This is a genomic window from Salicibibacter halophilus (assembly GCF_006740705.1).
Classification (GTDB): domain Bacteria; phylum Bacillota; class Bacilli; order Bacillales; family Marinococcaceae; genus Salicibibacter; species Salicibibacter halophilus.
Map to the genome: position 1 here is coordinate 60,416 of NZ_CP035485.1, position 22,143 is coordinate 82,558.

The 22,143-nt window shown below is 46.9% G+C and carries 19 protein-coding genes and 3 tRNA genes; 16 read left to right on the top strand and 6 right to left on the bottom strand.

Annotation, left to right across the window (positions count from 1 at the left end):
• Position 1: 1 nt before the first annotated feature.
• The 5 genes from EPH95_RS00310 to EPH95_RS00330 form a co-directional block, all read right to left on the bottom strand.
• Positions 2-1,489 (bottom strand): Na+/H+ antiporter subunit D, encoded by a 1,488-nt coding sequence (locus EPH95_RS00310; protein WP_142086328.1) that lies wholly within the window; start codon positions 1,487-1,489, stop codon positions 2-4.
• Entirely contained in the window at positions 1,482-1,820 is a 339-nt protein-coding gene (locus EPH95_RS00315; protein ID WP_142086330.1) for a Na(+)/H(+) antiporter subunit C, read from the bottom strand. Before EPH95_RS00315 ends, EPH95_RS00310 begins: the two co-directional genes overlap by 8 nt.
• Positions 1,820-2,269: an MnhB domain-containing protein gene (locus tag EPH95_RS00320; protein WP_142086332.1), complete on the bottom strand. Its 450-nt coding sequence runs from the start codon at positions 2,267-2,269 to the stop codon at positions 1,820-1,822. Before EPH95_RS00320 ends, EPH95_RS00315 begins: the two co-directional genes overlap by 1 nt.
• Positions 2,266-4,689: a Na+/H+ antiporter subunit A gene (locus tag EPH95_RS00325; protein WP_142086334.1), complete on the bottom strand. Its 2,424-nt coding sequence runs from the start codon at positions 4,687-4,689 to the stop codon at positions 2,266-2,268. The genes EPH95_RS00320 and EPH95_RS00325 overlap by 4 nt, the downstream gene beginning before the upstream one ends.
• A gap of 231 nt (positions 4,690-4,920) precedes the next feature.
• Positions 4,921-5,478, bottom strand: coding sequence for a tyrosine-type recombinase/integrase (locus EPH95_RS00330; RefSeq protein WP_142086336.1), 558 nt, complete (start codon positions 5,476-5,478; stop codon positions 4,921-4,923).
• Between the two features lie 340 nt (positions 5,479-5,818).
• On the opposite strand from EPH95_RS00330, the gene EPH95_RS00335 reads away from it, so the two are divergent.
• The gene (locus EPH95_RS00335; RefSeq protein WP_142086338.1) at positions 5,819-6,493 is read left to right on the top strand and encodes an adenine nucleotide alpha hydrolase family protein; all 675 of its coding nucleotides are present in this window, start codon (positions 5,819-5,821) and stop codon (positions 6,491-6,493) included.
• 617 nt (positions 6,494-7,110) lie between these two features.
• On the top strand, positions 7,111-8,439 hold the full coding sequence (gene ltrA / locus EPH95_RS00340; RefSeq protein WP_142086342.1) for a group II intron reverse transcriptase/maturase: 1,329 nt from the start codon (positions 7,111-7,113) through the stop codon (positions 8,437-8,439).
• Between the two features lie 158 nt (positions 8,440-8,597).
• On the opposite strand, the gene EPH95_RS00345 is transcribed toward ltrA, so the two are convergent.
• Positions 8,598-9,377: a DUF1189 domain-containing protein gene (locus EPH95_RS00345; RefSeq protein ID WP_142086344.1), complete on the bottom strand. Its 780-nt coding sequence runs from the start codon at positions 9,375-9,377 to the stop codon at positions 8,598-8,600.
• 165 nt (positions 9,378-9,542) lie between these two features.
• On the opposite strand from EPH95_RS00345, the gene EPH95_RS00350 reads away from it, so the two are divergent.
• The 14 genes from EPH95_RS00350 (at position 9,543) to EPH95_RS00415 (ending at position 22,136) form a co-directional block, all read left to right on the top strand.
• A complete protein-coding gene (locus EPH95_RS00350) occupies positions 9,543-11,174 on the top strand; it encodes a Na/Pi cotransporter family protein (RefSeq protein ID WP_319592802.1) in 1,632 nt (543 codons plus the stop codon).
• A gap of 79 nt (positions 11,175-11,253) precedes the next feature.
• On the top strand, positions 11,254-11,739 hold the full coding sequence (locus EPH95_RS00355) for a DUF456 domain-containing protein (RefSeq protein ID WP_142086346.1): 486 nt from the start codon (positions 11,254-11,256) through the stop codon (positions 11,737-11,739).
• A gap of 79 nt (positions 11,740-11,818) precedes the next feature.
• Positions 11,819-11,895, top strand: a tRNA-Met gene (locus tag EPH95_RS00360).
• Between the two features lie 17 nt (positions 11,896-11,912).
• A tRNA-His gene (locus EPH95_RS00365) sits at positions 11,913-11,988 on the top strand.
• A gap of 5 nt (positions 11,989-11,993) precedes the next feature.
• A tRNA-Ile gene (locus EPH95_RS00370) sits at positions 11,994-12,070 on the top strand.
• A 177-nt stretch (positions 12,071-12,247) separates the two neighbouring features.
• Positions 12,248-12,856, top strand: a complete 609-nt coding sequence (locus EPH95_RS00375; RefSeq protein ID WP_142086349.1) for a superoxide dismutase — start codon at positions 12,248-12,250, stop codon at positions 12,854-12,856.
• 113 nt (positions 12,857-12,969) lie between these two features.
• The gene (locus tag EPH95_RS00380; RefSeq protein ID WP_142086246.1) at positions 12,970-14,271 is read left to right on the top strand and encodes an IS91 family transposase; all 1,302 of its coding nucleotides are present in this window, start codon (positions 12,970-12,972) and stop codon (positions 14,269-14,271) included.
• Positions 14,272-14,552: 281 nt separating this feature from the next.
• Complete coding sequence (locus EPH95_RS00385) at positions 14,553-15,836, top strand: MFS transporter (RefSeq protein ID WP_142091413.1); 1,284 nt, start codon at positions 14,553-14,555, stop codon at positions 15,834-15,836.
• Positions 15,837-15,950: 114 nt separating this feature from the next.
• A complete protein-coding gene (locus EPH95_RS00390) occupies positions 15,951-17,975 on the top strand; it encodes a peptidoglycan D,D-transpeptidase FtsI family protein (protein ID WP_142086351.1) in 2,025 nt (674 codons plus the stop codon).
• Positions 17,976-18,084: 109 nt separating this feature from the next.
• Positions 18,085-18,234: a 50S ribosomal protein L33 gene (rpmG, locus tag EPH95_RS00395; protein WP_142086354.1), complete on the top strand. Its 150-nt coding sequence runs from the start codon at positions 18,085-18,087 to the stop codon at positions 18,232-18,234.
• Positions 18,235-18,285: 51 nt separating this feature from the next.
• Positions 18,286-18,837 (top strand): 5-formyltetrahydrofolate cyclo-ligase, encoded by a 552-nt coding sequence (locus EPH95_RS00400; protein WP_142086356.1) that lies wholly within the window; start codon positions 18,286-18,288, stop codon positions 18,835-18,837.
• Complete coding sequence (locus EPH95_RS00405; RefSeq protein ID WP_142086358.1) at positions 18,837-19,598, top strand: DUF92 domain-containing protein; 762 nt, start codon at positions 18,837-18,839, stop codon at positions 19,596-19,598. The genes EPH95_RS00400 and EPH95_RS00405 overlap by 1 nt, the downstream gene beginning before the upstream one ends.
• Before the next feature lie 365 nt (positions 19,599-19,963).
• Positions 19,964-21,532, top strand: a complete 1,569-nt coding sequence (locus EPH95_RS00410; RefSeq protein ID WP_142086361.1) for a rhomboid family intramembrane serine protease — start codon at positions 19,964-19,966, stop codon at positions 21,530-21,532.
• A 112-nt stretch (positions 21,533-21,644) separates the two neighbouring features.
• Positions 21,645-22,136, top strand: coding sequence for a hypothetical protein (locus tag EPH95_RS00415; RefSeq protein ID WP_142086363.1), 492 nt, complete (start codon positions 21,645-21,647; stop codon positions 22,134-22,136).
• Positions 22,137-22,143: the final 7 nt, after the last annotated feature.

Sequence of the window (22,143 nt, forward strand, 5' to 3'; positions counted from 1 at the left end):
TCTACTCCTTTAATACAGAATCGATGTAGATTGAAGGGTCCAACAACTGCTCGGCGATTTCCATTGAAAAACCGAAGGACCATTGCGCTCCCACACCGATTGTGATCGTGAGGAAGACTAAAGGAAGCACAGGTGCAAGGACATCCATGATAGGTGTCTCGCCCTGTTTATTGGAATGTTTCTGTTCGCCCCAGAAAGCATTGATGAAGATTTTCAGCATGGAAAACAACGTTAGCAGTCCGACGAACATGGCAACAAATGCGATCAGATAGCTCGCTTCCTGCAAACTCTCCAAAACCAACGCAAATTTCCCGAAAAACCCGCTTAGCGGCGGGATTCCGGCGATGGACAAGGCCGGGATCAGAAACAACCACGCCAAGGACGGATGGGTTTTCAGTATACCACCGGTTTTTTTCAAGTCGGTTGTTCCCGTTATTCGTTCTACGACACCCGAAAACAGGAGCAGTGACGTTTTGACAAAAATGTGGTGGAAGTAATAAAAAATCGTCCCTGCCAAAGCCAATGGCGTAAATAAGCCGATCCCTATAACGATGTAGCCGAGCTGGCTGATGATATGATAAGACAGTATCTTTTTTAAATCGAAGGATGATACCGCGCCAAGAACACCAAGCAGCATAGTGAAACCGGCGATCAAAAGGATGAGGAAATGATGGGTGAATGCCACATCTTGTGTAAAGATGAGCGTATACGTACGAATAATTGCATACACCCCTACTTTGGTCAGGAGACCGCCGAACAGGGCTGTAATGGCTATCGGCGCCCCGTAATAGGCCCGTGGAAGCCAGAAATAAAGCGGAAACAATGCCCCTTTCATGGCAAATACAATGAAAAATACGATGGCAACGACCGGCAATGCCCCTGTTTCTTCAAGCCCATCGATGCGTTCGGCGATATGGGCCATATTCAACGTCCCTGTGATGCCGTACAGATAGGCAATTCCTGCCAGAAACAGCATGGATGCGAAAATGTTGATAATCGCGTACTTGAAAGATTCACGCAGCTGAAATTTAGTGCCTCCGATGACAATCAGTGCATAGGAGGAAAGAAGCATCACTTCAAAAAACACGAACATATTGAAAATGTCGCCAGTCAAAGCCGCTCCGTTCACCCCGGTGATAAGGAAGAAGAATAACGGATGGAAATAGTATCTCTCCCTTTCCGGGTGCAGTGTCCTGAAAGCAAAAAAGAGACAACAGACACCGACCAATGAAGAGACGGCAACGACGGTGACAGACAATAAGTCAGCCACCATGACAATCCCGAATGGCGCGGACCAAGTTCCCAGTTCCAAGGTGGCAATCCCACCATTATTATAAACGTAAACGGCCAGATATAAAGATGCGGCCAGTGTCGCTATCGCTGATAATCCGCTCATAAACCGTTGAATGCGGTGCCGCTTGACGAGCAATATGAGCAGCGCGCCTGCAAGAACAGGGATCAAAATAGGCAGTACAACTATATTACTCATTATCAGCACCTCTCAATTTTTCCAGGTCGTCTGTTTTATGGGATTTGTACGTTCGGTATGCCAAAACAATAAGGAAAGAGGTCAAACCGAAACCGATGACGATCGCTGTTAGGATGACGGCGTGCGGTAAAGGGTCGGTGGATTCGCTGCCGCTCAAATCAACGAGCGGGGCTGAACCTGTGTTTAAACCAGCCATTGTAAGAATGAGCATATGAACAGCGTGAGAGATGACCATAAATCCACCTATAACTCTAAGCAAACTTCTGCAAAGCAAGAGATATGTGCCCACACTGAAAAGGACGCCGATCCCTATGAATATTAAATATTCCATTAGTCCTCATCTTCCTCCTCTTCATCACCGGCAATATTTAACATAATAACCATAGCTGCCCCGACCACGACGAAATAGATGCCCAAGTCAAAGGGCAGGGCAGTTGTCAGTTCTATTTCACCGAAAAAAGGAATATCGAAGTAATCGAAATACTGGGTGAGATAAGCGTCATTGGTGAAAAAGCCAATGGCACCAGTACCCAGGGACAATACCAGCCCAATAGAAATTAAACCGGGAAATGTAAAACGGATGTATTCATTGGCTTTAACCCGGTCAAATACAAGGTAGATAAATGCGAGCGCACATGCTGTCGTCAGCCCTCCGATAAAACCTCCGCCGGGGTTGTTATGGCCGGCAAAAAGAAAGTACAGCGAGAAGGCAAGGACGAAGTAGCTCGTGGTTATTAACAGAACCTGTTGCATGACGTCATGGGACCGTGAATACTTCATATATCTTCCCCTCCCTTGAACCGGTGTTTAACCAACATGATGACAGCCAGTGCGACGATGCCGAGCACCAAAGCTTCCAGAACCGTGTCAAAGCCACGAAAATCAACGAGCGTTACGTTGACGATATTATATCCGCCTCCAAGAGGAACGGCATTTTCGATAAAGTAATCGGAAATGGCGGTAAAGTCCAAATCAAGCCTCAACGCGTAAGCGCTAATCGAAATCATGGTAACAAGCGCTCCTGCGCTGGCGGCAATGAGAACATTCACGGTTTTATAGGACCGGCTCTTCGTCTCGGTCGTCATTTCAGGTAAATGCCGGAACGCGAGCATAAGCACGATGAGCAGCACCGTTTCCACGAGCAGTTGCGTCAAAGCCAGATCCGGGGCACTAAAGATGGTGAAAAATAACGCTACCATCAGCCCGAGAACACCGATCGAGATGATAAAGGTGATCCGTGATTTGATAAACGGCAGGACGGCCGCGGACCCCACCAAGATGAACATAACCCCGTACATATACAACGGTGTGTCCATGGTGGAGGCCATTCCTTCAGGAAGTTCCTGGAAGGAGCCCGATCGCCACATGGTAACAGCCAGCAGCGCGACGATGAAGACCAGCATATACACGAAATAATCCCGAAGGCGGCCGGTCATCTGCAAACGTGTAATCCACTGAGAACTGTCTTGCAATTTGTCTATCCCTTGATCATAGAATAGGTTGACCACATCCCGGTCCTTGCTGTAAATCTCCCACTCTGTCCATTTGTTGTGGTACAGGAACGCGAGGACACCAACAGCGACGACCCCAATGGACATGAACAGTTCGATCTCTAAACCGTGCCAAAGGGTTAAGGAATAAGGGTCCAGTTCAACGGAAATTCCGGTAAGAATGCTCGTCACCGAAGGGTGAATCAAGACATTGGTTAAAATGTTTGGAAACAAACCAAGGATAATGACGAGACCGCCAAGTAAAACGGGGCTCACCAGCAGACCCGGGGATGCCTCGTGCACATCGACCCAGTAATTGGCCCTGTCGTATTTGCCCATAAAAGTTTTATAGAACATGAACGCACAATAGATGAATGTGAAAACACTGGCTAACCAGGCGATCATCGGGATGATGATGGCCCATTCCCCCATGCCGAAAAAGGGCAGTTCGGTGACTTCAATCATGTTGCCGAAAAACATCTCTTTACTGATAAAGCCGTTAAACGGAGGGATGCCCGCCATTGCTGCCAAGCCTACCGCAGAGACGGTGAATGTGACAGGCATGATCGTCATTAAGCCGCCAAGCTTATAAAGATTTCTCGTTCCGGTTTCATGGTCGATGATACCGGCGACCATGAAAAGGCTCCCCTTAAAGGTCGAGTGGTTAATTAAGTGAAACATGGCCGTGACAATGGCCCCGGCATACATAATTTCCAGCTCGGGATCCTGTGTGTAAAGAGCGGCGGAACCCACACCGAGCAGAGACATAATAAGTCCCAGTTGGCTGATGGTGGAAAAAGCCAGAATCGCTTTGAGGTCTTTTTGCCGGATTGCAGAGATTGCGCCCCAGAACAGGGTGAACAAACCGGTTATGAGGATGATCCAAAACCATTCTGCTGAACCTCCGAAAATGGGCATCATCCGGGCAACGAGGTAAATGCCCGCTTTCACCATCGTTGCGGAGTGCAGATAGGCACTGACAGGCGTGGGAGCCTCCATGGCATCAGGGAGCCATATATGGAAGGGAAATTGAACCGACTTTGTAAATGCTCCGAGAAGGACTAGAATCATGGCCGGGAGGAAGAGAGCATGGTCCATGATCCCATCTGCCCCACCGATTATTTCCCTGATGCTGAAAGTCCCGGTCATCATATACAAAAGCATGAATCCGACTAGCATGGCAAAACCGCCGAATACCGTGATGAGCATCGACTTCTGCGCTCCGAACATCGATTTTTTCCGGATGAACCAAAAACCGATCAGCAAGGTGGATGCCAGGCTTGTTAACTCCCAGAAAGCATAAAGGACAATAAGATTGTCCGACAAAACAACGCCAAGCATGGCACCGATAAACATGAGCAGGTACACATAAAAGTGCTGCAGACGTTCCTTCTTTTTATCCAGATAATAGATAGAGTATAAAACCACTAACGTCCCGATGCCTGTGATGAGCAGAAGAAACAGAAAACTGAGTCCGTCAAGATAGACGGAAAAATTGATATCGAGCATGGGCACCCAGGGTACCGTATGAAGCATCGACTCTCCGTCGGCAATCAAGGACGAGTAACTGATCCAACTCACAACAACGAGGGCGAGCGGAACAAAAAGAACAAACCAGCCTGTATGTACGCGAGGAAACACTCTTCCTAACAAAGGCACAAAAATGGCTGCCAAGAAAGGAATGAGAATAATCCAATGTAATAAAGACAAAAAAATCACTCCTGATGATTGGAATGTATCGTGATGAAGCATACGATGATGGCTCACAATCGTTCGTTTCCGGAAGATTGGGCGGGCATCCGGACGCATGCACAGGGTGAGCTGGCATTATCAGAACAGCTCCTGTTCCCTTTCTCTAGGTTACACAACAATATACTAACATACGGTTGTGTAACCCGATCAACCCATACGATTTATCATCAGGAAAAAAACGATCCGCCGTCACAAGTCGACATCAATAAGCGGAGTTCCGATTTCCTCCTGTTTAACACCGATATAGTGTAATGTTTCCGAAGGTGTTGCGTGATGGAAACGTTCTTCAAGCAAAGATAAAGAAACGCCCTGGATGAACGCATGATAACCGAATGTTTTTCGCAGTGTGTGGGTTCCAATATGGCCATGGATGCCGACATCGGTGGCTGCCCGCCGTATGATCCGATAGGCCTGCTGCCGTGTGATGGCCTGGTGGTTGTAATTTGAAAGGAAGACATGTTCTTCCAAGCGAAGGGTTGTTTTTTCTTTGATGTACTTACGTATGGCTTGTTTTGCACTTTTGTTTAAGTAAATGGCTTGTTCGTTATCGGATATCACCAAAAACTCCTTAGGTTTGCCGTTCTCATTCATGATATGTTTTATCCGTAGTTCCAGTAAGTGGCTGACTCTGAGCCCGGTGTTGATCCCAAGCGTGAAAAGTAAATAATCCCGGAGTGAACGTTGTTTTAAGCTCTGTTTGATCGCCCGTATTTGATCCAGGTCCCGAATCGGTTCTACATATTCCATAGTTACCTCCCCATTAGCAGTGCATGAATTTGGCAATATTATACATAGGATAGCAAAAAATGAGCATCTTTCCCTTTTTAACATTACGGATATTGCGGAAGTTTAAAAAGAGAAAGTGTGTAACAAAAACGGTTAATCCTTGGATCGACCAATTATAGGATAAATAATGTAGCGTGTATTTGTCGAACTAGTGTCAGCGCTTTTAGGATGTTATTATAAACATAATAACAAGATCTTACCGAATCTCTCGATCAACGTACATACCTCTATGAGGGTAATGAGATGAACGTATCTTTTTGTTTCATTCAAAGGTGGAAACAGATGTCAGGGGGAGGTCAACATGAAGAAAATCGAAGGTCATGTAGATGAAAGAATTATGGTATTTGTGTATTATGGAGCGAACAGTGAGAAGCTTATTCAGCGTGGATGCAGAATCGCGGGTATGCTTGGATGCCCTTTATACATTTTGACGATTGACCCAAACCCACTCGATCAACTGGACGCTGAGAAAGCGGATTACGTTAATCGTTGGAAGACGTTGGTAAATGAATATGGCATCGATGAACTTATCATCAAGGATAATGAAGCGCGCCCTGTTTCAAAAGTGATCGGGGAAGTTGCTCGGGAAAAGCATATCACCCAGATAATTCTCGGCCAGACGACCCAGAGGCGCTTGAGCGAAATCGCGAAAGGGTCGTTGATAAAATCGCTTTTGAAAGAGATCCCATTCATTGATCTCCATCTCGTCACGGTTGCCCGTACTTTGGAAGGTGAGCAAGGCCATTTTGAAAAAGGTGTCCGTGCCTATTTGGTCCGGAAAGGGGAATATCACCGCCTCTCTTTCAATCACACAGCGGATAGCGAGCACGAAGGTTTGTTTTTCAAGGAATTGGGCACGGATTTCAACAACGGTATATTTAAATTTATGAAAGATGGAGAGACTATGCAGGTTCACGTCACAGATGATTACGTTAAGGAATTGAAGAATGTAAGCATCACGGAGTCTGTGAAATAGCACAAGACGAAAAGATCTTCCGAAAACGACTGGCACACGGCGTTCTCGGAAGATTTTTTTAGTAGGTAAGAAAGTATAAATCAACTTTCTTACCTACATAAGTGCAACTAAGGCTTTCGGAGCGACCGAGCATAGGTCGTGTCATTTAACAGGTGGAACCCCTGTTTGATAAGGCTCTAACCAAGCCATCAATAGCGAGTCTTGGACTCAACGGAGTAATCCATTGGGTTAAGCGTAGACAGTTAGGTCGTAGGCCTGAAAGTGATTGAGCCTCGTAAATAGTTAAAACGGGGAGGTTGACGGTGTCGAAAGACCGGAAAACGACACTCCGTATGTCATTATCGGTGAGATATACGGAGCTCCCTCGGGGTCGGAGAGCCAGGCATGCGATACAATGATGACACGAGAACTCGGGAGATCCTGTTTGTTCTTTCTTCAGTCGAAGGGAGTATGGTTGACCAAGCGATACAAAGCGAGGAAACCAGACGACAGCAGGAAGTCGGATGACCGCGTAGTACCGATGACGTCGGGTAACGCCGAAAGAGGGAAGGCAAGTGTCACGCCGACATCACCTTAACAAGGGACACATTCCCTACACACGGAGGTAGGAACACGGAATGGAAACAAAACTTGCTAGGATAGCAGAATTAGCTAAGCACAACCCAGCTATGACATTCACATCTCTTGCGCACCTGCTGAATCCTGAATACCTTATGCAATGCCATCACCAACTCCCTAACCGTAAGGCAGCTGGTGTAAAGGGAACAACCAAGATAACGTACGAGCAAAATCTTGAGGAAAATATCGAAGACTTAGTGTCTAGAATGAAACAGAAGAGCTATCGGCCCAGCCCAGATAAGCGGGTCTATATTCCAAAGGATGAAAAGGGAAAGAAGAGACCCCTGGGGATTCCTGAACACGAAGATAAAATTGTTCAGAAAGGGATGGCGCCCATTTTGAACGCCATCTATGAGAATGATTTTCTGGATTGTTCATTTGGATTTCGTCCCCAGCGTAATTGTCATGATGCATTGAAGGTATTAAATGGGTATATAGAGAGAAGATATGTGAATTACATCGTGGATGTGGATATCAAAGGTTTCTTTGATCATGTTGACCACAAGTGGATGATGGCATTTCTGAAAGAACGTATTGGAGACCCGAGCTTTCTCCGAATCATTGCCCGTTTCCTCAAGGGCGGATACATGGAGCAAGCGAAACATTATAAGACGGAGAGCGGAACGCCGCAGGGAAACCTGATATCGCCGATACTAGCGAATGTGTATCTGCACTATGTTTTGGACCTGTGGTTTGAACAGCATGTGAAGAAAAGAATCAAAGGGCAGGCATATCTTGTGCGATACGCAGATGACTTTGTCTGCTGCTTTCAGTATCATGAAGATGCGCATGCATTCTACGATGCACTCAAGTTGAGGTTGAACAAATTTAACCTGGAAGTGGCGGAAGATAAAACGCAAATTATTCCGTTTGGGAGGTTCGCTGCGGAGAATCATAAAAAGGCGGGGAAAGGGAACCCGCCAACGTTTGATTTTCTTGGTTTCACCCATTATTGCGGCAAAAGCAAGAAAGGCAAATTTCGTGTGAAACGCAAAACAAGCAAGAAGAAAATAGCCTCCAAGCTCAAACAAACGAACCAATGGCTGAAAGCTCACCGTCATCTGGCTATGAAGGACATTGTCCGTAGACTAAGCCGTTCTCTGAATGGTTATTACAACTACTACTGTATCACAGACAACGTAACCGCAGTGGTGAGGTTCCGGGATGCGGTCATCCAACAATTTTTCAAATGGATGAACCGGAGAAGCCAACGAAAGTCGTTCGGTTGGGAGAAGTTTCAGTTATTTCTTATTAAGTTTCCCTTACCGAAACCAAGGGCCAAGGTGAACATCTATGAACGAAGGAACCATATTAGCTATATTTTGTGAAAGATGTTGGTGAGGAGCCGTGTGCGTTAATTGCGCCCGCACGGATCTGTGAGGGGGAGGAGCACAATCCATACAAAAGGTGAGGCTCCCTCCTACTCGACCCATAAAAGCTTGGCGAAAAGCCAAGTTTTCTAATACTATAAAAAGGTTTAACCGTTTTATTCTTCCCGGGTCCGGCGAGATTTGGGTTTCGGGAGCGTGCGGAAAACGAGGATGGAGATCCCGATCACGAGCAGCCAATAAACCCAGAAGGAGAAATCGCCATTACGGCCGGCGACGTCGAGAAACGCTCCCACTATCGAGGGGAGTGTAGCGATATATGCACTCATTACCCACATATGGCGATACTGCAACCGGGCGGGGTAGAATTTTTTAAGCAGCAATCCAATCCCCGAGATTACGAATACCCCGATAAACTTCATTCCCGACGCAAACAAATACAAGAGGATCAATATTAAGGCGATAAAAGCGGGAAGAAGCTCTAAAAAGCTGCCGGTTGCTTCTTGTAGTTCAGCTTTTGTAAAACTAAATGCTCCATACTCCAATTGCTCCACATCCCCGTCGGCCACCATGAAGGCGCGATCCTCCAAAAGGGCAGTGACGTTTGCTTCGCCGTCGAGATCGCTCGGATGCACTTGCCCTGAGTCATCAAGGAGGACCAAGGTATCATCGATATGGGTCGTAAACGGCATTTGCTCGTGTTCCACCGCCAATGTTCCCGATTCCACTTCATAATCGGGGATATCCTCGGCGAGGACGTGCTGCAGGCGATCGCCGGCGGAGAGGGCGAACGAACTGATGGAAATGGCGGCAGGAACATTGATGATGAGTACGAGCAAAAACACATACAAAATCGTTCTGCCGATCTTTTGCATGCGAAAACGACCGATCATTGACGGGGAAAACAAGCTGTAAAAAAAAGATTTCCAAATATTCAAAGTGATGACGCTCCTCTATTATGTAAGGGTAAGGCGATGCGTGCCGTGTCGATTATATCAGAAAAACGAAAATTATTGTTTACAAAGCCGTGAAGTTGATGAATAATAGACAAGGATAAACCATTGCAACATGATTAATACCTTTAATTTTTTCTTTGTGAAGGGATGAGCGATTTTGGACCTGCAAGAGCTCCTGTTTATGTTTTTCGGGGGCTGGGGATCTTTCTGTTTGGCCTTAAATACATGAGTGACGGCCTTACGAAAATTGCCGGTGACCGCTTGCGCGAGTTGTTGGATCGGTTCACCTCCAATCCGGTCAAAGGTGTGATTACGGGGATCGTGGTGACGGTATTGTTACAGTCAAGCAGCAGTACGACTGTGCTGACCGTCGGGCTGGTAAATGCCGGTTTTATGACTTTGCGTCAAGCCATTGGCGTCATTATGGGCGCAAATGTGGGAACGACCGCTACCGCCTTCATCATTGGAATCGACATCACGGAATACGCGTTGCCGATTATTTTTATCGGTACATTTTTCATCTTTTTCTTTAAAAATAGAAAGGCGAACAATTATGGGCAAGTGATATTTGGGTTTGGCGCTTTGTTCCTTGGCCTCTCTGTCATGGGAGACGGCGTCTCTCCGTTGGCGGACAGTCCGGCATTTGAGGACCTTACCATCAGCATGAGCGATAATCCCCTTTTGGGGGTTATCATCGGAACTGCCTTCACGGTGATCGTCCAAAGTTCAACAGCGGCTATCGGCTTGTTGCAACAACTCTACGATACGGGGGCGATTGGATTAAACGCAGCGCTTCCCGTCTTATTCGGTGATAACATCGGGACGACGATTACAGCGGTGTTAGCATCCATCGGTGCGTCGGTTGCGGCAAAGAGGGCAGCGCTCAGCCACGTTTTGTTCAATTTGATAGGTGCTGTCATCATTCTTATTTTACTGCAGCCATTTTCGGTATTTATAGCTTATCTGGAGGAAGCCTTCAACCTCGGTCCGCCCATGACCATTGCTGTTGCCCATGGGTCCTATAACATTGCGAACTTGTTGATTCAAGTATCATTTATCGGCGTTCTGGCAACAATCGTAACGAAGCTCATCCCCGGAAAAGATACAGAGATTGATTATAAAGCCAAGCATCTGGATACATCGTTTATCCAGCGCGCCCCGTCCATCGCGCTTGGACAAGCACGGGCGGAAGTGTTGCGCATGGCTAATTATGCGCAGCAAGGGTTGCACGAAGTCAATAAATACATTAAGAATCATCAACGAAAAAATGCAGAGCGGGCTACCCAGTACGAAGAAGCCATCAACAATTTGGACCATGAGATCACAAGCTATTTAATGCAAATATCCAATCGATCGTTGTCCCCCGAGAATTCCTACGTGCATACAATGCTGTTCGATACGGTCCGGGATATTGAAAGAATTGGCGACCACTTTGAAAACATCATGGAACTCGTTGATTATCAAATGAGAAACAAGGTCAATATCTCAGAGGATGCGAAAGAAGACCTTGATGAAATGGTATCCCTAACGCTTCACACGCTTCAAGATGCCATCTATGCCCTTGAACACCAGGACATGGAAGCGGCAAAAGCCACGGAAAAACAAGAGGCTGAAATTGATCGGATGGAAAGGAAATTGCGCCGGAAACATATTATGCGCATGAATGATGGCCGCTGTTCCGGGTCAGCAGGTGTTATTTTTGTCGATATCATTAGCAACCTTGAACGAATCGGGGACCATTCGGTTAATATTGCTCAAGCAGTTTTAAGCGAACAATAGACCGTATGTTGTTGCCCGTTTGCAAATTCGGGAAGAAGATGAAAAGTGCAGCAGACTGCACTGGGAGGGAGTGGCAGCGATGGACGTATTATGGATAGGATTGGCGTTTCTTGCCTATGCCCTTGCGGTTATCGGAGTAGTCTACCCCATTATCCCGAGCGGTCCGGCTTATATTCTCGCGATTGTTTTTTTCGGATTGTATGTGGGCTTTGGGGAATTTGGGATTGGTTTTTGGATAGGACAGACAATCATTGTTAGCCTCCTTTTTGTGATTGACTTTATTACAAGTTACTATGGCATTACCCGTATCGGCGGTTCCAAAGGAGCGGTATGGGGAAGCATGATCGGCCTTATCGTCGGTCCGTTCATTATTCCTTTCCTTGGAATTATTATCGGTGCCGTGGCCGGTGCGGTTATCGGAGAATTGCTGGTTGGCGGGCATAACCTCAAATCCCTGGGGAGAATAGGATTAGGTTCATTGATCGGTTATTTGGCGGGGGCCGTGATCAAGTTTATTTTGCTGTTTGTCGGCCTTTTGCTCGTTGGATTTAGCTGGTGGATCTGAGGTTTGTGCACAAAAAAGGCTTGCTGTCTTTCTATTTCTATGATATATTATCCATTGTCTTAAAAAATTGCACGAGGATGGCGGTGTAGCTCAGCTGGCTAGAGCGTACGGTTCATACCCGTAAGGTCGGGGGTTCGATTCCCTCCGCCGCTACCAAAATTGAAAGTAGAATGGCGGTTGTGGCGAAGAGGTTAACGCACCGGATTGTGGCTCCGGCATTCGTGGGTTCGAGTCCCATCAACCGCCCCATTCAAGGACCCTTAGCTCAGTTGGTCAGAGCAGACGGCTCATAACCGTCCGGTCGTAGGTTCGAGTCCTACAGGGTCCACCATACACAGAAATCAACCCCCGGCTACGGAGGGGTTTTTTATTTTAAATGCGTCCATACTACCAATGAAATATTTGAAAAAAATATAAAATAGGTTTAAAGTTAATAGGGGCAGGGTAGAGTAATTCAGTGAGAGCTTGTTACCCTGTTAATTAAACTAACACATTGGAGGAGATTCACATGGCTAACTATGAACTTCCAGATCTTCCATATGCAGCAAATGCATTGGAGCCGCACATTGATGAAGAAACGATGAACATTCATCATGACAAGCACCATAATACTTATGTAACTAAGTTAAATGATGCACTTTCCGGTCATGATGACCTCGCCAATCAAAGCGTTGAAGACTTGGTGACGAATTTAGATAAAGTTCCCGAAAACATTCGTACCGCGGTTCGTAACAACGGCGGCGGCCACGCGAATCACAAGCTTTTTTGGACAATTCTTTCCCCGGACGGAGGAGGAAAGCCATCCGGAGACTTGTTGTCCGCGATCGAAAACAAATGGGGCAGTTTTGAGCAATTCCAGGAGGAATTCACCAATGCTGCACTCGGACGATTCGGTTCAGGCTGGGCTTGGCTCGTTGTAGACGGTGGGAACTTGGCCATTCAGGACACTTTGAACCAGGATTCCCCTTTAACCGAAGGGAAAACACCGGTTCTCGGCATTGATGTATGGGAGCACGCATACTACCTCAAATACCAAAACCGTCGTCCGGAATACGTGAAAGCGTTCTGGAATGTCGTGAATTGGCCTGAGGTGGAAAGACGTTATAAAGAAGCCTAATGCCTAATAAATAATCCCCTTGAAGAGGAATTCCTTTTCAAGGGGATTTTTAAAAGATAAGAAAGTATAAATTTTGGCCCCTTCTATGCCGGGGAATGTGTTAGGGTGGAGGTATGGAACCTAATATTCTTCGACGTATATTCTTTGACCACCATCAACATTGGGAACAATTTGTCGAAAAACATGGGGATCGTATCCGCCCCATTGTCCATAAAGAAGTGGGAAAATTCCGGGATTGCGGGAATCCTGAGAACGGATTCAAGCTCTTTGTATGCGAAGGATGCCATGAGACCCGAAAAGTTCCCTATCGTTGTAAAGGTCGATTTTGTACGACTTGTTCGATCGGCGAGAGCGAGGAATGGAGTCGTCTGCTCATGGAAGATGTGTTCCAGGTGAACCATCGTCATGTGATTTTGACCATCGATGAAGGTCTACGAGACGTGTTTCTTCTCCACCGGGAACTATTGAAAACAATGATGGATGAAGGTGCACGGCTGATCAAAGAATACTTCGAGAAGAAAGGCAAAGTGACCCCGGGGATCATGGTGGGGTTACATACATTTGGCTCCCAAGTCAATTTCAACCCCCACATTCACATGCTGGTGACAATGGGCGGGATGACAAAGAAAGGGGCATGGAAAACGTATGATTTTCTCCCCTTCCAGATGCTTCGCAAACAATGGCAAACCGTTGTTTTGAAGCTGATTCGCAAGCATTTATCCGGAAAGGACAAGAAACGTGTGCAAGCGCGTCTCCAAAAAGCGTTTTCCAAAAACGGAAAGGGCTTTTATATCTATGCCCCTAAACACCGGGGAAAGGTGCAAGACCAACTCCGGTATATTGGCCGTTATATGCGTCGACCGGCGATTGGCATCAATCGGATCGAGGCCTATGACGGGCAAATGGTGACGTTTACGTATCACGATAAAATGGACGGAAAAGAGAAGGATGAAACGATAAGTGTCGAGGCCTTTATCATGCGTCTGATCCGTCATATTCCGGATGAACAGTTTAAAACGATCCGCCATTACGGGCTATACTCGAGAAGAACGAAAAACTTGAGTAAAAAGGTACTGGCGGCCTGGCAAAAAACGAAGAAGAAGTGGATCACCCAGGTCAAGCGAACCCTGAGCCGCCAAACCTGGAGAGAACGGGTCATGGCCAGCGGACATAAGGATCCTCTGCGGTGTCCCAAATGCGATAACTACTTTGAGTACAAGGGAGAAGTCTGTCTTGAGAATGGGCGATTAGTGGTTAAAGTCGCCTTGGGTGAAACAGCCAGAAGCTATTTGGAAAGGGAGGTCGGTCATGTCCCCCGTATCGAAACACCGAAAAAAGAAACAAAAAAAGAAGAAGAAACCCTCGAAGAACCGGCATCCCAAGACCGTCAACTTTCTTTGTTTACAGTGTCATGAACAAGAAGCGATCCCTTACACAGTGGTACGCGATTTTGACGAAAGGGATCCCGGCGACCCCAGTGTCCCACCTATGTTTGCCTGCCAACAATGTGAAGGGGAGATGTATCCGGAGTATTATAAAAGCGTTCACGGTTATGAGTACCGGCTATCGGACAGGCAGTGATCATGACAAGGACCTAGCTTGGGCGGTTTTCCCAAGCTAGGTTTTTCTTAGTGGAAACGCGGAATAGCATACGCGTAATTGCACACGCTAACTGAAGGTGAGGTAGGTGTGTGTGATGGTCTCCGCGATTTTCAAACGGCTGCTTCCGGAAAATGTGGAAGTAACGAATGACTTTAAACTGTTGCTATTGATTGGTGGTTTATACTCCTTAAGTACGGCGCTGTCCAATACGTTCGTCAATGTGTACATATGGAAACAATCCGGGAGCATTACCGCAATTGCATTTTATCAACTGGCGACTGTTCTTTTTTCCCCATTGGCTTTTTTTTACGCAGGTCGAATGGTAAAGCGCATGGATCGAACCATTGTGTTAAGGGTCGGCATCGTACTGCTTGCACTTTTTTATTTCGCCGTGCTTTTTGCCGGAACGAGTGTGGAGGATTTCCTATTTTTGCTGGGGTTGCTGTTAGGGTTGGGCTTCGGGGTCTATTGGCTTGCTTTTAACGTGCTTACATTTGAAATAACATCCCCGGAGACACGAGATGTTTTCAATGGCTACCTGGGTTTATTTACATCATTCGCGGGCATGATTGGTCCGATAACGGCCGGAATTATTATAGCCTGGTTTCCGGGCTACAGCGGCTATCAGTCTATTTTTACCGTATCTTTGTTGTTTTTTGCGGCAGCGGTTATTGTCAGTTTTAAATTTAAAAAGCGCTCCTCCGCGGGGATTTTCCGCATCAGCAAAGTTTGGCAGCGACGGCATGAGGACTTGGATTGGCGGCGTATCCTTTATGCCCATTTTTTTCAAGGCTCGCGAGAAGGGGTTTTTACTTTTTTAATCATATTGTGGGTCTATACGGCGACGCAAAGTGAATTGGCGTTGGGAACCTACGGGTTAATCACATCGGCCATTTCGTTTTGTTGTTATTTTGCCGTGGGTAGGTTTCTGCCTGTGCGCATGCGCCGGCGCTCGATTTTTATCGGTTCCCTGCTTCTTTACGTGGCCATTTTCTTTATCGTTCCCGATCCTACTTATGCACGTCTGTTAATGTACGGCATTTTGATTTCGGCTGCCTATCCGTTGATATTTGTGCCATTTGTGTCGATGACGTATGATATCATCGGAAAAGCTTATAAGGCGGCCTCTATGCGTGTGGAGTATTTAATTGTGAGAGAATGGTTTGTGAATGGGGGGCGGGCTGTCTCCATCGTCTGTTTTTTGATTTTTATTCGTGTGTTGGGCGATAAACAGGGGATATTGTTTACATTGCTTGTGTTTGGCGCCGGGCACCTTTTTCTATATATGGCGATTCGCCATATTACTCCTCACGGCGGCAAGCTTCCCGACGACGAATATTCCAGTAAAAGCCTCGGGGATCAGGAACGCCAAACGTAGTTCACACTTTTTTGCACGAACAGAAATGATCATTCATGGGAATCTTGATAAGGCTGTGATACAATAAACAACAGGGAAAACGAACATGCTTTTTGGTAAGGGGAGGAGAACTTTATGGCAAAGGAAAAACGGAAAAATCATATTCCGTTACGTTTGAATATCCTTTTTTTTGCCGTATTTATTTTATTTTCTATTTTGATCTTACGCCTTGGCTATATTCAAATTGTCCAAGGGGAAGAATATGAAGCGATGGTCAATAATGAAGGGGAACAAACGGCGAACGTTGATGCGCCGCGGGGATTAATGGTGGATCGAAACGGAAATACGGTTGTTGATAATGAATTGCAGCTAACCCTTACCTATACCAATCGTCCGGGCAATGAGGATGAGATGCTCGAGGTTGCCAATCGTTTAACGGACTTTTTGGATATAGACGAAGACGATGTTGATGATATCAATGAACGGGAATGGCAGGACTATTGGCTGCAAACGAGGGAAGATGAAGCGGATCAATTGGTGAATGAAGAGGAAGAAGCAGACTTGGAAGATGATGAAGTCTATCAACTGCAACTTGACAGACTTCCTGAAGAGGAAGTAATGGACGACATTGATGAAGGCGAGCGTGAGACAGTGGCGATCTGGACAGAGATGATGGGCGGCTATAATTACTCGCCCCATCGGGTCGTGAGAGGGATTGATGAAGAGACGGCCCACGCGCTCAGCGAGTTAACGCATGAACTGCCCGGCATCGATGTCATGCGGGACTCTGTTCGGATGTATCCTTATGGGGACAGTTTCCCGTCATTTTTCGGCGGGACCGGTCAAGTTCCTGAAGAAGAGCTGGATCGATACTTGGGAGAAGGGTACGAGCGGACGGACATCGTCGGAAGGTCCTTCTTGGAACGGCAGTATGAAAGCGTCTTGCGGGGGGAAAAAGCCGAAATCACCACCGACAGCGACGGGAATGAGTCTACGGATCCCGGAAAGCGGGGCAACGATCTCGTTTTGACGATTGATATGGCTTTGCAGCAGGAAGTGGAAGATATTATTGACGATAACATCGAGAGCTCGAGCACCTTTACGGAGGACCCGGAAGCCCATGTTATCATGATGGAGCCGGACACGGGAGAGATTCTTAGCATGGCGTCATATGATGAAGATGTCAGCCTGGTGATGGGACAGTATGAGATCGGGTCGACAATCAAGATGGCGACCGTGCTGGCTGGCTATGAAAACGACGTGATCGATCACGGCACATTCTATGAAGATACGCCCATCAATTTGCCCGAATCGCAACCGATCTCTTCATGGCGAGATTTGGGAGCCGTGAACGACATTGACGCCATCCGTCAATCATCCAACATTTATATGTCAAGAATCGCGATGGAATTGGCCGATTATGAGCTCGGCGTGAGCGGCAGGGATTGGTCCGGCGCTGAGCAGGGCTTTGACGCATTGCGTAACCATTACGCCCAATTTGGCCTGGGCATTGAGACAGGCATTGACCTTCCCAATGAGGTGACGGGCGAAAATGAGCGCTATAGCACCGAAAACTATTTGATGATGAGTTTTGGGCAGTTTGATACGTACTCACCGATGCAAATGGCCCAGTATGCCGCGACTATGGCGAATGGCGGGGAACGGATGCAGCCGACACTCGTGAAAGAAATTCTGGAACCCGCTGCGGGCAATGATGAATCCGGATCTGTCGTGCGTCAGAACAGTCCAGAAGTGATGAATACCGTCGGGAATACAGACGAGGATTTTGAACGCATGCAAGAAGGCATGAGACAGGTGATGCAACAAGGCGGAGACAACGGAGGAACAGCATCGGACGACTTCGACGGTGCCGATTACAACCCGGCGGGCAAAACGGGAACGGCACAAACGGTCGATGATAACGGCGAGGAAGCTCAAAATCAGGCAATGGTCGCTTATGCGCCGCATGATGATCCAGAAGTCGCCATTGGGGTGCTTGTTCCGAATACGTCGGCGAGCGATGAAGATTCAGGCCTGGCGAACTCGATTACCCGCGAAGCGTTGGATGCTTATTTTGAAATGCAAGAGGACCAACCCGAACCGGATGAATCCGACGATGACGAAGAGATTTTCCGGGACCCGGAAGACGATGAGGAGTAAAAGCTTGCCTCCTATTTTTTCTCTTGCTAAAATCAGGAGAGCGTTGATTTATGTCAAAAAACCTGATAATATTATCAAGTACGATTGCTTAGAAATAGGAGGGATAGCCATGCGTGTTCAAGTAACACTTGCGTGTACGGAAACTGGAGACAGAAACTATATCACATCAAAAAATAAACGGACCCATCCGGAGCGTATGGAGCTAAACAAATTTTGCCCACGGCTTAATCGTTATACGCTTCACCGTGAAACAAAGTAAGCAGCAGGTGAGTACGCTGCTTACTTTTCTTATGTTGGAGGGGATGGCAGAATGATGAACAAAAAAGAGATTCGCGTGTATGTGCGTGAACAATTTTCCATGCTGGCAAGTGAAGAACGGGAGAAGCGTGGCCGGGAGATACATGGGGAATTGTTTGGCCAATCATTCTGGAAACAAGCAAGAATCGTTGCCGTAACCGTTGATACATATCAAGAAATACCGACAAGGCCTATCATAGAGAAAGCTTGGCGGGAAGGGAAAACGATCGTCGTCCCCAAAGTGGACCGTGAGCGCCATCAATTGGACTTTTATACGCTGACGTCGTTTTTACATTTGGAGAACGGGAACCATGGCTTGCAGGAACCTATGCCTTCCAAATGTGAACAAATCGCAAAGGAAAACATCGACTTCGTAATCGTACCGGGCTTGGCTTTTAATCGCGCGGGTTATCGCATCGGGTTTGGCGGCGGCTACTACGACCGGTTTCTTGAAAATTACCAAGGAAAGACCGCCGCACTTGCCTTTTCTTTTCAACTTTTTCCCTCTTTGCCGATTGAAACGCACGATCTTCCCGTTCACCATTTAGTGACGGAGCAAGCATAATGGTTATTCTGTTGCTTATAGGCGTCGCCCTTATGGCTTACGTTGCTTATCGTTATGAGACGTTGACCATTGGTGGTGCCTGGACGGCATTTCTTGTTGGCGCGGGCATTGCCATTCCTTTTTCTTACGAAGGGCTGCTCCTCCTGGCGCTATTTTTTATCGGCAGTACATTGTTCGGTCGATTACCGACCCGTACGTTCAAGCGGGAAACGGAAGTGCGCACCGCCGGACAAGTGTTTGCCAACGGCGGTGTCGCTGCTCTTCTTGCTTTTTCGGTTTTTTTGTTTGCAGACGATGAACTTGCCAAGATCATGTTCATAAGCGCGCTTGCTGCTGCAAACAGTGACACTTGGGCAACGGAGGGCGGCCGTCGATGGGGCGGGCGCCCGTACCATATCAGAATCAACACTCGTACGGATACCGGGCGATCAGGAGCGATTACGCCGATTGGCACGATGGCTGCATTTATCGGAAGCGGTCTTATCGCTATTTTCGGAAGCTTCCTCCTTTTGGGTGGGGATTGGATGTTCGTGATGACGATCGCCGGTTTTACCGGGGCGATGGCCGATACAGCCATTGGGGCTTATCTTCAAGAAGAGCGCAAATGCATGCGCTGCAATCGTCTTACGGAAGATACAAGCCATTGCGGCCATAACACTCAAATCATACGAGGCATTCCGGGTTTTGACAATAATAAGGTGAACATTGCATGCACCATTGTGGCGCCTTTATTCGCCATGGCTATCTTTCTCCTCGTATAGCCGCTGAATGAATCAGCCAAGCTAAGAACGGAAGGAGGAGGTATTTATGAAAAACATCCTGGCGTTTATTGTTTTAGCCACCATTGGTTTCCTCATCTATCGCTATCGCTGTTATCTTCTAAGGTATAAATTAATCAGGCGCTTACTGGTCAAAAGTGTTATGGCCATCCCGCCTTTACGGCGAAGAATGTTAAAAAGATATTCCCCGTTTGCGACCTAGTGCAAACGGCCGAACTAAGATGGCCATAACCTGGCAATGGTTAATGGGTACGATGGCAAATATTCGCATTGGCATGCTGCTGTCGTTTATGATAGAGGAGGAAAACCTTTTTGGCTTTTGCCATAAAGGGGACGAATGAAAAAGGATGAACGCGATGGAGGTTAGAGATCAAGATGTGCTCTTTTGGGAGCTCGCGCATCATCTCGTAGCAAAAAACGGATTCCAGGCTGTCCACGTGACAAATGACCGCAAACAACTATGGCTGGAAAAGGAAACGGATAAGGAGCAATTTTTGCTTTCCCTTTCCAAAATAGACATGGCTTGGAGCCGAGGCCTGGGTCAATTAATGAAGGACAATGCCCGTCAATTCCAATCTATTAAGAGGGGTTCTCCCCGCAAGGCAACCGTTTACCATAATTTATATATTACTTCAATGGCTCCCGCGGACGATTGGAAAAGCAAGACGCGTGATATTATTTATACCGATGCGGCGCGGCGCAAGCCGATGCAAACATGGTTATTTTCCGCATCGGTCGGAGCCCAGCACGGCGATGATATTGAAAAGTTTTTAGGCTTGTTACATGCAGAAGAAAATTGGCCTAGCAAAGAAGAAATGCTTGACGATGATGAGGATTCGCGAGCCCAAAAAACAGCCCATCAACGGCAACGCATTATAAGAAATATTGAGCGGGAGCAAGAGGAAGCCGTCAAGGTTTTTACATATGGAAAGTCACGCTTCACGTATGTTTTGCTCGCTTTGATTTTAATGATTTTTGTCTGGATGGAATCGGTCGCGGACTCAACGGATGTGTTGGCACTGATTGATTTCGGCGCAAAATATAACCCCTTGATCGATGACGGGGAATGGTGGCGTATTTTCACGTCGATGTTTTTGCATATCGGGATCTTTCATTTATTTATGAACTCCCTTGCCCTTCTATTTTTGGGAACGGCAGTGGAACGTATTTTTGGAACGTCACGGTTTATTTGGATATACTTGGTGGCCGGCATTGTTGGTTCCACGGCCAGTTATGCGTTTACCGAACAGGTTTCCGCGGGAGCTTCCGGAGCGATTTTTGGCTGCTTCGGCGCTCTGGTTTTCTTTGGAATCAGCCATCCTCGTCTTTTTTTCCGAACGATCGGAAGAAGTGTTATTATCATTCTTTTGATTAATGTCATTTTCGGGACGGTCGTTCCAATGGTTGACAACGGTGCCCACATGGGAGGTTTAGTTGGGGGATTTCTAGCCGCAGCTACGGTGGGCATGCCTGACAAGACGTATAAATTAAAACAACTTGGCGTTATTCCCGCGATTGCCTTACTCACCGTACTTTTATTTGCCTATGGATATTACGGCGAAGGAAACGATCCGGCGGAACCTATTGTGCAGATTCAAATGGCTCAGGAACTTATGGAAGAAGAGGCGTATGATGAAGCCTACGATACGATGGCGAGTGTGATTGAGGAGACAGACATGCTCGAAGCGTATTTTGTGATCGGAAATGCAGCGTTTGGGCTTGAGGATTATGAGGAAGCCCGGGATTACTATCATGAAGCATTGGACGAGAACCCGGATTTTCACGAGGCAGCTTATAATCTCGCGCTTGTGTATGCAGAAGAGGGCGAGGAAGAACAGGCCCGTGAATACGCTGAACGGGCTCTTGAAATAGAACCTGATAATGAACAATACGAAGATTTATTGGAAGACCTTTAGAGGGATTGAATGCTCCATCCCGGATCTTTTCCCCCACCTTTCATCTCATGGAAAACCTGAAGTGCGCATACGTTAATGCTAAGGTTGTACCGTTGAATGGGAGGTGGAGAGGATGTTGGCGGTGTTTGTCATCGCATCCGTGATCGGAGCACTATTGTTTTACCAACGGCATGGTGAAGTTGAGCGGTGGTTGTTGTTGATGCTCGTGATTTTCGCGGGGATGGGCTATTTGGGCTTCAGTTTGCGCAACGGGTATTTAAGTTTTGTTTCGGATGGTTGGATCCAGGCTTTCTGGTTTGTGGGGACGCTAGCATTTATCGTTTCGGTAATCATGGCCGATCGTTTAAGGCACGGGTTTTTCGGACGCAGTGATTATCGTATTTGGGCAAGTGTAATTGTTTTGCTGTTTTTTACCGGGGCACTTGTAAACGTATGGATGTCTGTAGTCTTCACCTATTTATTTTCCGTTATCGTATTTGCGGCAGGGTTATTTATCGGTTTTTTGGCGCAAAGTTACTTGTATTCCTATTGGCCAAGGTTTGAATGGCTTCCTTACGCGCCTTTATTCGTGCTTATTTTTGTTTCCACGGGAAAATTGCTATAATAATACT